The following is a 12,449-nucleotide window of genomic DNA, read 5'->3' as shown; positions in this document are numbered from 1 at the left end:
CGTGCTTTCTATAAGCCGGAAAGATGAGCGAAAGCGCTCTGCTCAGGCTTTCGCAGCCACGACCATTTTTTTCGCGTGTGCCAGGGACTCCTTGGTCAAATCAATGCCGCCAAGCATGCGCGCCACTTCCTCCACACGTTCCGACTTGTTCAGCTTGGACACGGCTGTGTGCGTTGCATCACTGCCGCGTACCTTGTGCACAAACAGATGTTGATGCCCCTGGGCGGCCACTTGTGGCAAGTGAGTGACCGTCAGTACCTGGCCCCGATCCCCGAGGCGTCGTAATAATTGGCCAACAATCTCCGCTGTCGGCCCGCCAATCCCCACGTCAACTTCGTCGAACACCAGTGTCGGTACCCGAGAGGTTTGCGCGGTAATCACCTGGATCGCCAGGCTGATCCGAGACAGCTCACCGCCGGAGGCCACTTTTGCCAATGCTTTGAGCGGCTGCCCAGGGTTGGCGCTGACCAGCAGTTCAACCTGTTCCAGGCCATGTGGCTGCAATTCGTTACTGGTGCTGGCGTGCAGTTCAATGGTGAAGCGCCCGCCAGGCATGCCCAGGCGTTGGATCTCCAGCTCCACTGCGCTGGCCAGGCCGGTTGCTGCCTGGTGGCGCAGGTCGCTCAGTTCGCGTGCTTTTTCCTGGTAGTGGCGGGCGAAGGACGCGAGCTCGTCACCTAGGCGCTCGATGGATTCGTCGTTGGCATTCAGGGTCTCGATTTCATCCAGCAACTTTTGCTGCATCGTCGCCACTTCGGTGGGCTGGATTCGATGTTTGCGCGCCAGGGTATAGATGGTGTCCAGGCGTTCTTCTATTTCCTGCAGGCGTGCCGGGTCGGCATCGAAGTGATCCAGGAAGCGGTTCAATTCGCCGACGGCTTCTTCTACTTGGATCTGTGCGCTGGTGAGCAAGGTCGTGGCCTCGCTCAGGGAACCGGAGGCGTTGTTCACGCTGGACAGGCGATTGAGACTGGCGGTCAGCGCGTTGAGTACGTTACCGGAGTCGCTCTCGCTGCATTGCTCCACCACCTGGCGGCAAATGCCCAGCAGAGTTTCTGCGTTGGTGAGGTTCTTGTGTTCCTGCTCGAGTTGCTCCAGTTCAGTCTCGCCCAGGCCCAGGCTTTCCAGCTCTTCGAGCTGATAGCTGAGTAGCTGGTGGCGAGCGCGTTGTTCGTCTCCGGAATTGGAGAGTCGCTCCAGTTCCTGGCGCGTTTGGCGCCAGCGCTGGGCGGCAAGTTGCACCTGGCGGGCAAGGTCTGTCGCACCGGCGTATTCGTCGAGCAGGCGGCGATGAGTGTCGGTTTTCAGCAGCGACTGGTGTTCATGCTGGCTGTGGATATCGATCAGCAGTTCGCCCAGGGCTTTCAAGTCGCCCAGTGGGCAGGGGGTGCCGTTGATATAGCCGCGTGAGCGGCCTTCCGCAGTAATGACCCGGCGCAGGATGCACGGGCCTTCATTATTAAGGTCGCGCTCTGCCAGCCAGGCCTCGGCCTCGGGAATATCCGCCAGGTCGAAAGTGGCCAGGATATCGGCCTTGTCCGCGCCGGGGCGCACCACGCCGCTGTCGGCACGGTCCCCAAGGGTCAAGCCCAGGGCGTCGAGCATGATCGACTTGCCGGCGCCGGTTTCGCCTGTGATTACGCTCATCCCGCGATCCAGTTCGAGATCCAGGTGTTCAACGATGGCGTAGTTATGTACGGACAGGTGCACGAGCATGACGGCCGCTCCCAGGCTTTAGGTCTGGTTATTTATACAGTGTTTTGTTCGGGGCTGACAATCCTGATGATTAGCTCGATTTGCTTGGATGAACGCTTTTTTTAGCGCGATGAGGAATGTATAGGCAGGAATTGATCCCGGTCATAGGAAAGACTTTTGGTAACGCCCGCGCCCTTGAACCTGAAAATTGTGGCCCCATATACCGGAACAGAAGCGCGAGTTGAGTTCGCGCATGATTTTGAAAGGAGAAAACTATGGCTGACGAACAGACGCAGGATACGCAAACTCCAGACGCCAATTCGGCTGTCGGCGATGAGCTGGCAACTCGTGTGCAGGTGCTCGAAGAGCAATTGGCCGCTGCGCAGGACCAGTCTTTGCGTGTTGCCGCCGATCTGCAGAACGTCCGCCGCCGTGCCGAGCAGGATGTAGAGAAGGCTCACAAATTCGCACTGGAAAAATTCGCCAGTGACTTGCTGCCGATCATCGACAGCCTGGAGCGTGGTCTTGAGTTGTCCAACCCGGATGACGAAAACATCCGCCCGATGCGCGAAGGGATCGAGCTGACCCTGAAAATGTTCCAGGACACCCTGAAGCGTTACCAGTTGGAAGCCATTGATCCAGTCGGCGGCGAACCGTTCAACGCTGAGCATCACCAAGCCATGGCCATGCAGGAAAGCCATGATCTGGAGCCTAACAGTGTGTTGAAGGTGTTCCAGAAGGGTTATCAGCTCAACGGTCGCTTGCTGCGTCCGGCGATGGTGGTGGTGAGCAAAGCACCTGCACCGGTTTCGCCTTCTATTGATGAGCAGGCTTGAAATACGCCGTAAGGCCCCCATCTATAAGTCAAGCGTTTAAGTGCTACCGCAGTTAGCCACCACTGCTGCGGCATCCAAATTCAAGTTTCGGGAGAGTAAATCATGGGCAAAATTATCGGTATCGACCTGGGGACCACCAACTCCTGCGTCTCCGTCATGGAAAACGGCAAAGCCAAAGTTATCGAAAACGCCGAAGGCGCGCGTACTACGCCGTCGATCATCGCTTACGCAAATGATGGCGAGATCCTCGTTGGTCAATCGGCCAAGCGTCAGGCTGTCACCAACCCGCACAACACCCTGTACGCGGTAAAGCGTCTGATCGGTCGTAAGTTCGACGAAGAAGTCGTACAGAAAGACATCAAGATGGTGCCTTACAAAATCGCCAAGGCTGACAACGGTGATGCCTGGGTTGAAGTAAATGGCAACAAGATGTCTGCACCGCAGATTTCGGCTGAAGTCCTGAAAAAGATGAAGAAAACCGCCGAAGACTACCTCGGCGAAACCGTCACCGAAGCGGTCATCACCGTTCCGGCCTATTTCAACGACAGCCAGCGCCAGGCAACCAAAGACGCCGGCCGCATCGCGGGTCTGGACGTTAAACGCATCATCAACGAACCCACCGCAGCTGCTCTGGCTTACGGTATGGACAAGGCCAAGGGCGACCACACTGTGATCGTTTATGACCTGGGTGGCGGTACGTTCGACGTCTCGGTCATCGAGATCGCTGAAGTTGACGGTGAGCACCAATTCGAAGTGTTGGCCACCAACGGTGACACCTTCCTGGGTGGTGAAGACTTTGACATTCGTCTGATCGACTACCTCGTTGACGAATTCAAGAAAGAAAGCGGCATGAACCTCAAGGGTGACCCGCTGGCCATGCAGCGCCTGAAAGAGGCGGCTGAGAAAGCCAAGATCGAGCTGTCCTCGAGCATGTCGACCGACGTGAACCTGCCGTACATCACTGCAGATGCCACCGGTCCTAAGCACTTGAACGTGAAGATCTCTCGCGCCAAGTTGGAAGCACTGGTTGAAGACCTGGTTCAGCGCACCATCGAACCTTGCCGCATTGCGCTGAAAGACGCCGGTATCGACGTAGGTTCCATCAACGACGTGATCCTGGTGGGCGGTCAAACCCGTATGCCACTGGTGCAGCAGAAAGTTACCGAGTTCTTCGGCAAGGAAGCACGTAAAGACGTGAACCCGGACGAAGCGGTTGCCATGGGTGCTGCCATCCAAGGCGCGGTATTGGCCGGTGACGTGAAAGACGTGCTGCTGCTGGACGTCAGCCCGCTGACCCTGGGTATCGAAACCATGGGCGGCGTGATGACTGCGCTGATCGAGAAAAACACCACGATTCCTACCAAGAAATCCCAAGTGTTCTCGACTGCCGACGACAACCAAGGCGCGGTGACCATTCACGTGCTGCAAGGTGAGCGTAAGCAAGCGGCGCAGAACAAGTCCCTGGGCAAGTTCGACTTGGCTGAGATTCCACCAGCACCGCGTGGCGTGCCACAAATTGAAGTGACCTTCGACATCGACGCCAACGGTATCCTGCACGTCGGCGCGAAAGACAAGGCAACTGGCAAAGAGCAGAAGATCACCATCAAGGCCAACTCCGGTCTGTCTGATGAAGAAATTCAACAGATGATTCGTGATGCTGAAGCCAACGCTGATGCGGATGCCAAGTTTGCCGAGCTGGCTGGCGCCCGTAACCAGGGTGATGCACTGGTTCACTCGACGCGCAAAATGGTCGCTGATGCTGGCGATAAAGTGACTGCTGAAGAGAAGGCCGCTATCGAAGCTGCCGTAGTTGCCCTGGAAGCCGCCGTCAAAGGTGACGACAAGGCCGCTATCGAAGCCAAGATCGAAGAGCTGTCGAAAGTTTCTGCACCTGTCGCCCAGAAAATGTATGCCGAACAAGGTCAGCCAGCTGATGGTGCCGCGCAACAGGCAGAGCCTGAAGCCAAGCACGACGACGTTGTCGATGCCGAGTTCGAAGAAGTCAAAGACCAGAAGTAAGTTGGTCGCCCGGTTGACCGCTATCAAGCGGTGACTGGTAGGATGTCGCCGCGCGGGAGCTTGCTCCCGCGTTGGCGTGTCTGGGGTATGCGAATTTTTACAGCATGCGACAAGGTTCGGATGCTGGCGGTACGATCGGGAATGCTCCTGCTTTCCGAGTAAGAAGTACCGCATTTTGGCCGGGTCCCTGGCTAAAAGTAGTAATGACCAGGATCGTTGAATTGACGTGAGTTGGGTCCGGGCCTGTATTGGGGCTCAACGAGTTTGGCAGGGCTCAGGAGGGTCTGGCCGAACGTCCTTAAGAGTGCAAAGACTTATGGCAAAGCGTGACTATTACGAAGTGTTGGGTGTGGAGCGCGGCTCCAGCGAGGCGGACCTGAAGAAGGCCTACCGTCGCCTGGCGATGAAGCATCACCCGGACCGTAATCCGGATAGCAAAGAATCCGAAGAAATGTTCAAAGAGGCCAATGAGGCCTACGAATGCCTGTCTGATCCCAACAAGCGTGCGGCCTACGACCAGTACGGTCACGCAGGGGTCGACCCGAGCATGGGCGGTGGCGGTGCCGGGTTTGGCGGCCAGAACTTCTCCGATATTTTCGGTGACGTGTTCAGCGACTTCTTCGGCGGTGGCCGGGGTGGTCAGCGGGGCGGCGCCCAGCGTGGCAGTGATTTGCGCTACACCTTGGAGTTGAACCTGGAAGAAGCCGTGCGCGGCACCAGCGTCAATATCCGTGTGCCGACGCTGGTCAACTGCAAGCCGTGCGATGGTTCGGGTGCCAAGAAAGGCTCCTCGCCGATCACTTGCCCGACGTGTGGCGGTATCGGCCAGGTCCGCATGCAGCAGGGCTTCTTCTCGGTGCAGCAGACCTGCCCGCGTTGCCATGGCCAGGGCAAGATCATTTCCGACCCGTGCGACTCCTGCCACGGCGAAGGTCGTGTCGAAGAGTACAAGACGCTGTCGGTAAAAGTGCCTGCGGGTGTGGATACCGGCGACCGTATTCGCCTGTCGGGCGAAGGCGAGGCGGGTACTCAAGGTGGCCCTACGGGCGATCTGTATGTGGTGATCAATGTGCGCGAGCACTCGATCTTCCAGCGCGACGGCAAGCACCTGTTCTGTGAAGTGCCAATCAGTTTTGTTGATGCGGCGCTGGGTGGCGAGTTGGAGATTCCGACCCTTGATGGTCGTGTCAAACTCAAGATCCCTGAAGGCACGCAGACCGGCAAACAGTTCCGTATCCGTGGCAAAGGCGTTGCGCCGGTGCGCGGCGGTGGTGCTGGCGACCTGATGTGCCGCGTTGCCGTTGAGACGCCAGTCAATCTGGGGCGTCGTCAGCGCGAATTGCTGGAAGAGTTCCGCAGCTCGCTGGAAGGCGATGACTCCCACTCGCCGAAAACCACGGGCTTTTTCGATGGCGTGAAGCGCTTCTTCGGCGACCTGTAAGGAGTTGGGTATGCGACGTATAGCCGTAATGGGCGCTGCCGGGCGCATGGGCAAGACGCTGGTCGAGGCGGTGCAGCAGCGCTCGCCGGCCTCCGGGCTGACCGCAGCGATCGTTCGTCCCGGCAGCACATTGATCGGTGCGGATGCGGGTGAGTTGGCTTCGCTGGGGCGTATCGGTGTTTCGTTGTCCGGCAACCTGGAGCAGGTGGCTGACGAATTCGACGTGCTGATCGATTTCACTCTGCCGGACGTCATGCTGAAAAACCTGGCTTTCTGCCGCAAGGCGGGCAAGGCGATGGTGATCGGCACCACCGGTTTGACGCTTGAGCAGAAGCAGTTGCTGGCGGAGGCGGGCAAGGACATTCCGATCGTCTTCGCGGCCAACTTCAGTGTGGGTGTGAACCTGTCGCTCAAGCTGTTGGATCTGGCGGCGCGCGTGCTGGGGGATGAGGCGGATATCGAAATCATCGAGACTCATCACCGTCACAAGATCGACGCGCCGTCGGGTACCGCGTTGCGCATGGGTGAAGCGATCGCCGATGCGCTCGGTCGCGACTTGTCGAAAGTGGCGGTGTACGGCCGTGAAGGCCATACCGGTGCGCGTGCGCGTGACACCATTGGTTTTGCAACCGTGCGCGGTGGCGATGTGGTGGGTGATCACACCGTATTGTTCGCCACCGAGGGCGAGCGCCTGGAAATCACGCACAAGGCGTCCAGCCGCATGACGTTTGCCAAGGGGGCGGTACGTGCTGCGCTCTGGCTGGAAGGTCGTGCGGCGGGCCTTTATGACATGCGTGACGTGCTGGATCTGCACTAATCAGTAGCTAAAACAGGGGCCCAAGCTTATGCTTAGGCCCCGTTTTTACCCGCTAAGCGACGTCCTGTCGCATTCCCCTGCCTTTAAGGCTCATTAGCGGTGGACCAAAAAAGCCTTTTTCTGTAAGCTACAGCTTTAGTGTGTCCACTAAAAGCGCGCAGAATAATTCAGTGAAGAAGCGGGGTGACGTGTCCATACGTCACTCCGCTTTTTTACAACCTGCGATCGCCCTTTCAGGCTTTATTTACGGGAGGTCTTCTTGACTAAGCCAGCCATACTCGCCCTTGCTGATGGCAGCATTTTTCGCGGCGAAGCCATTGGAGCCGACGGTCAAACCGTTGGAGAGGTGGTGTTTAACACTGCCATGACCGGCTATCAGGAAATCCTTACCGATCCTTCCTACGCCCAACAGATCGTTACCCTGACCTATCCGCACATCGGCAACACCGGTACGACACCGGAAGATGTCGAGTCTGATCGTGTCTGGTCGGCCGGTCTGGTGATTCGTGACCTGCCGCTGGTTGCGAGCAACTGGCGTAACACGATGTCGCTGTCCGATTACCTGAAAGCCAACAACGTTGTGGCGATCGCCGGTATCGATACGCGTCGCCTGACACGCATCCTGCGTGAGAAAGGCTCGCAGAACGGCTGCATCATGGTCGGTGACAATATTTCCGAAGAGGCGGCGATTGCCGCAGCCCAAGGCTTCCCTGGCCTGAAGGGCATGGACCTGGCGAAAGTCGTCAGCGTCAAAGAGAAGTACGAGTGGCGCTCCACTGTCTGGGACTTGAAGACCGATAGCCACGCGACCATCGATGCGGCCGAGTTGCCTTACCACGTGGTCGCCTACGACTACGGCGTCAAGTACAACATCCTGCGCATGCTGGTCGAGCGCGGTTGCCGCGTGACCGTGGTGCCGGCGCAAACCCCGGCCAGCGACGTGCTCGCCCTGCAGCCGGACGGTGTGTTCCTGTCCAACGGCCCGGGTGACCCTGAGCCTTGCGACTACGCTATCCAGGCGATCAGAGAAGTGCTGGAGACCGAGATTCCGGTATTCGGTATCTGCCTCGGCCACCAGCTGCTGGCCCTGGCCTCTGGCGCCAAGACCCTGAAAATGGGGCACGGCCATCACGGTGCCAACCACCCTGTGCAAGACCTGGACACCGGCATTGTGATGATCACCAGCCAGAACCACGGTTTTGCGGTGGATGAAGCGACCCTGCCGAGCAACGTTCGCGCGATTCACAAGTCGCTGTTCGACGGTTCCCTGCAGGGCATCGAGCGCACCGACAAGAGCGCGTTCAGCTTCCAGGGCCACCCTGAAGCCAGCCCGGGCCCGAACGACGTAGCGCCGCTGTTCGACCGTTTCATCAATGAGATGGCCAAGCGACGCTGACTGAGCGGCTTGCGGGCGGCCCCGAGCTTCGGTGGCCCCCGCAGGCTCATCAAAGATTGTTCAAGACGGCTTGCCGACTGACCTGCGGATTTGAGTGACAAACCCATGCCAAAACGTACAGACATAAAAAGCATCCTGATTCTCGGCGCTGGCCCGATCGTGATCGGCCAGGCCTGCGAATTCGACTACTCCGGCGCCCAGGCCTGTAAAGCCCTGCGCGAAGAGGGTTACCGCGTCATCCTGGTGAACTCTAACCCGGCCACCATCATGACCGACCCGGACATGGCCGACGCCACCTACATCGAGCCGATCAAGTGGCAGACCGTTGCCAAGATCATCGAGAAAGAACGTCCGGACGCACTGCTGCCAACCATGGGTGGCCAGACCGCCCTGAACTGCGCATTGGACCTGGAGCGCGAAGGCGTCCTGGAAAAATTTGGCGTAGAGATGATCGGCGCCAATGCCGACACCATCGACAAGGCTGAAGACCGTTCGCGTTTCGACAAGGCCATGAAGTCCATCGGCCTTGATTGCCCGCGTTCCGGTATCGCCCACAGCATGGAAGAGGCCAATTCTGTCCTGGAACGCTTGGGCTTCCCGTGCATCATCCGTCCGTCCTTCACCATGGGCGGCACGGGCGGCGGTATTGCCTACAACCGTGAAGAATTCGAAGAAATCTGCGCCCGTGGCCTGGACTTGTCTCCGACCAAAGAGCTGCTGATCGACGAATCCCTGATTGGCTGGAAAGAATATGAGATGGAAGTTGTCCGCGATAAGAAGGACAACTGCATCATCGTTTGCTCTATCGAAAACTTTGACCCGATGGGCGTGCACACCGGTGACTCGATCACTGTTGCTCCGGCACAGACCCTGACGGACAAGGAATACCAGATCATGCGTAACGCCTCCTTGGCGGTGCTGCGTGAGATTGGCGTGGAAACCGGTGGCTCCAACGTCCAGTTCGGCATCTGCCCGGACACTGGCCGCATGGTTGTGATCGAAATGAACCCGCGTGTATCGCGTTCTTCGGCGCTGGCATCGAAAGCTACCGGCTTTCCGATTGCGCGTATCGCTGCCAAGCTGGCGATCGGTTACACATTGGACGAGCTGCAGAACGAAATTACGGGCGGCGCAACGCCGGCGTCCTTCGAGCCGTCGATCGACTACGTCGTCACCAAGCTGCCACGCTTCGCTTTCGAGAAATTCCCGAAAGCCGACGCCCGCCTGACCACTCAGATGAAGTCAGTCGGTGAAGTCATGGCTATCGGCCGGACCTTCCAGGAGTCCCTGCAGAAAGCCCTGCGTGGCCTGGAAGTGGGCGTTTGCGGTCTGGACGAGAAGCTCGACCTGAGCAACCCGGAAAGCATGAGCGTGCTCAAGCGTGAGCTGACCGTGCCGGGTGCCGAGCGTATCTGGTACGTAGCCGATGCTTTCCGCGCCGGCATGACCGTCGAAGACATCTTCGGCATGAACATGATCGACCCGTGGTTCCTGGTGCAGATCGAAGATCTGATCAAGGAAGAAGAGAAGGTCAAGACCCTCGGTCTGTCCTCTATCGACCGCGACCTGATGTTCCGCCTCAAGCGCAAAGGTTTCTCCGACCAGCGCTTGGCCAAGCTGCTGGGTGTGACCGAGAAGAACCTGCGCACGCATCGCCACAAGCTGGACATCTTCCCGGTCTACAAGCGCGTTGATACCTGTGCGGCCGAGTTCGCAACCGACACTGCGTATATGTACTCCACTTACGAGGAAGAGTGCGAAGCTGCGCCGTCGGGCCGCGACAAAATCATGATCCTGGGTGGCGGTCCAAACCGTATCGGCCAAGGCATCGAGTTCGATTATTGCTGCGTACACGCCGCTCTCGCCCTGCGCGAAGACGGGTACGAGACCATTATGGTCAACTGCAACCCGGAAACTGTTTCCACTGACTACGACACTTCCGACCGTCTTTACTTTGAGCCGGTAACACTGGAAGACGTGCTGGAAATCTGTCGCGTCGAGAAGCCAAAAGGCGTGATCGTCCAGTACGGCGGCCAAACCCCGTTGAAACTGGCTCGCGCACTGGAAGCCGCTGGCGTCCCGATTATCGGCACCAGCCCTGACGCTATCGACCGTGCCGAAGACCGTGAGCGTTTCCAGCAGATGGTTGAGCGTCTGAACCTGCGTCAGCCGCCTAACGCCACCGTGCGCAGCGAAGATGAAGCGATCCGCGCGGCCAGCAAGATCGGTTACCCCTTGGTGGTGCGTCCGTCCTACGTACTGGGCGGTCGTGCGATGGAAATCGTCTACGAAGAAGACGAGCTCAAACGTTACCTGCGTGATGCGGTGAAAGTGTCCAACGACAGCCCGGTGCTGCTGGACCACTTCCTCAACTGCGCCATCGAGATGGACGTAGACGCTGTTTGCGACGGGACCGACGTGGTGATCGGCGCGATCATGCAGCACATCGAACAGGCGGGCGTTCACTCCGGTGACTCCGCTTGCTCGCTGCCGCCGTACTCGCTGCCGGCGCATATCCAGGACGAAATGCGCGAACAGGTCAAGAAAATGGCCCTGGAGCTGGGCGTGGTCGGCTTGATGAACGTACAGTTGGCGCTGCAAGGCGAAGACATCTACGTCATCGAAGTCAACCCGCGTGCTTCGCGTACCGTGCCATTTGTTTCCAAGTGCATTGGTGTGTCCCTGGCCATGGTCGCTGCTCGCGTGATGGCCGGTAAGACCCTGAAGGAAATCGGCTTCACCAAGGAGATCATTCCGAACTTCTACAGCGTGAAAGAGGCGGTATTCCCATTCGCCAAATTCCCTGGCGTGGACCCGATCCTGGGCCCAGAGATGAAGTCCACCGGTGAAGTGATGGGCGTGGGCGATACCTTCGGTGAAGCGTTCGCCAAGGCTCAGATGGGCGCCAGCGAAGTGTTGCCAACCGGCGGTACCGCGTTTATCAGCGTGCGTGATGACGACAAACCGCTGGTTGCGGGCGTAGCCCGTGATCTGATCAACTTGGGCTTCGAAGTCGTGGCCACTGCCGGGACCGCCAAGCTGATCGAAGCTGCCGGCCTGAAAGTGCGTCGCGTGAACAAGGTGACGGAAGGCCGTCCGCACGTGGTCGACATGATCAAGAATGACGAAGTCACCCTGATCATCAACACCACCGAAGGTCGCCAGTCGATCGCGGACTCCTACTCCATTCGTCGTAATGCCTTGCAGCACAAGATCTACTGCACCACTACCATTGCTGCTGGCGAAGCCATCTGCGAAGCGCTCAAGTTCGGTCCAGAAAAAACCGTGCGTCGCTTGCAGGACCTACACGCAGGATTGAAGGCATGATCAAATACCCAATGACCGTCCAGGGCGCCAAGGCCCTGGAAGAGGAGCACGCCCATCTGACCAAGGTCGTACGTCCAAAGCTGAGCCAGGACATCGGTACGGCCCGCGAGCTGGGTGACTTGAAGGAAAACGCCGAATACCACGCTGCTCGCGAGCAGCAGGGTATGGTCGAGGCGCGGATTCGTGACATCGAAGGCCGTATGCAGAATGCGGTGATCATCGACGTCACGACTATTCCGCACACCGGCAAGGTGATTTTCGGCACCACCGTGGAAATCGCCAACGTCGAAACTGATGAGAGCGTGGTTTACCACATCGTTGGCGAGGACGAGGCTGACTTCAAGCTCGGCAAAATCTCCGTCGGTTCCCCGCTTGCCCGCGCCTTGATTGCCAAGGAAGAGGGTGATGTGGTGGCCGTGAAGACGCCGGGTGGCGTGATCGAGTACGAGATTGTTGAAGTTCGTCACGTCTGAAAGGCGGCGCCCGCTTCATGCGGGCGCCATGCTTTGGCAGCTCTCCCAGATGCTTTGGGTCGGCGGCCTGTGGTTGCTGCATATTGGTGTGTTACCGGCGCTGGGCCTGATTGGGCTGGCGCCGTTGTTGATCGATGAGATCGACGGATTACTCAGTGCGTTGCTGGTGGGTTTTGCGGCGGCGTGCGTAACGCTCCAGGCATTGGTGCTGGTCAAGGCTGAAGGCTTGGAGAGTTTGTGGCGGGATATTCGCGGGCAACTGCTGTTGATGGCGCTGTATGCGTGTGCAATGTATTGCATCGTGCATGTCTGGCAGCCGGAAGCGTTGCGCTGGCAGCTATTCAGCTATCTTGTGCTAGGGTTCTCCGGCCTGGTGCTGGTTATACAGCCCGCACCGGGATGGAGTGGCGGGGCGCGCGAAGCACGCCCGTGACCCTTTTTATCA

The 12,449-nt window shown here is 58.5% G+C and carries 9 protein-coding genes; 8 read left to right on the top strand and 1 reads right to left on the bottom strand.

The window, feature by feature from the left end:
- Positions 1 to 42: 42 nt before the first annotated feature.
- Positions 43 to 1,716 (bottom strand): DNA repair protein RecN, encoded by a 1,674-nt coding sequence (gene recN / locus QCBJ_RS04150; RefSeq protein WP_046034280.1) that lies wholly within the window; start codon positions 1,714 to 1,716, stop codon positions 43 to 45.
- Positions 1,717 to 1,970: 254 nt separating this feature from the next.
- On the opposite strand from recN, the gene grpE reads away from it, so the two are divergent.
- The 8 genes from grpE to QCBJ_RS04110 all read left to right on the top strand — a co-directional run bounded on the left by grpE (position 1,971) and on the right by QCBJ_RS04110 (position 12,437).
- Complete coding sequence (gene grpE, locus QCBJ_RS04145; protein WP_015885932.1) at positions 1,971 to 2,531, top strand: nucleotide exchange factor GrpE; 561 nt, start codon at positions 1,971 to 1,973, stop codon at positions 2,529 to 2,531.
- 102 nt (positions 2,532 to 2,633) lie between these two features.
- Positions 2,634 to 4,550: a molecular chaperone DnaK gene (gene dnaK / locus QCBJ_RS04140; protein WP_015885931.1), complete on the top strand. Its 1,917-nt coding sequence runs from the start codon at positions 2,634 to 2,636 to the stop codon at positions 4,548 to 4,550.
- Positions 4,551 to 4,866: 316 nt separating this feature from the next.
- The gene (dnaJ, locus tag QCBJ_RS04135; protein WP_015885930.1) at positions 4,867 to 5,991 is read left to right on the top strand and encodes a molecular chaperone DnaJ; all 1,125 of its coding nucleotides are present in this window, start codon (positions 4,867 to 4,869) and stop codon (positions 5,989 to 5,991) included.
- 10 nt (positions 5,992 to 6,001) lie between these two features.
- The gene (gene dapB, locus QCBJ_RS04130; protein ID WP_064053115.1) at positions 6,002 to 6,808 is read left to right on the top strand and encodes a 4-hydroxy-tetrahydrodipicolinate reductase; all 807 of its coding nucleotides are present in this window, start codon (positions 6,002 to 6,004) and stop codon (positions 6,806 to 6,808) included.
- 259 nt (positions 6,809 to 7,067) lie between these two features.
- Positions 7,068 to 8,204: a glutamine-hydrolyzing carbamoyl-phosphate synthase small subunit gene (carA, locus tag QCBJ_RS04125; RefSeq protein WP_102060183.1), complete on the top strand. Its 1,137-nt coding sequence runs from the start codon at positions 7,068 to 7,070 to the stop codon at positions 8,202 to 8,204.
- A gap of 105 nt (positions 8,205 to 8,309) precedes the next feature.
- Positions 8,310 to 11,531, top strand: coding sequence for a carbamoyl-phosphate synthase large subunit (gene carB, locus QCBJ_RS04120; RefSeq protein ID WP_015885927.1), 3,222 nt, complete (start codon positions 8,310 to 8,312; stop codon positions 11,529 to 11,531).
- A complete protein-coding gene (gene greA / locus QCBJ_RS04115; protein WP_015885926.1) occupies positions 11,528 to 12,004 on the top strand; it encodes a transcription elongation factor GreA in 477 nt (158 codons plus the stop codon). Before carB ends, greA begins: the two co-directional genes overlap by 4 nt.
- A gap of 28 nt (positions 12,005 to 12,032) precedes the next feature.
- Positions 12,033 to 12,437 carry an MFS transporter gene (locus QCBJ_RS04110; RefSeq protein ID WP_102060182.1) on the top strand — a complete coding sequence of 135 codons (405 nt, stop codon included), beginning with the start codon at positions 12,033 to 12,035 and terminating at the stop codon, positions 12,435 to 12,437.
- The last annotated feature ends 12 nt before the right edge of the window (positions 12,438 to 12,449 follow it).

It is taken from the genome of Pseudomonas sp. QC2 (assembly GCF_002859085.1).
Lineage (GTDB): Bacteria > Pseudomonadota > Gammaproteobacteria > Pseudomonadales > Pseudomonadaceae > Aquipseudomonas > Aquipseudomonas petroselini.
Note: the sequence above shows the minus strand (reverse complement) of the source record. Positions and strands in the feature narration are given on the sequence as shown.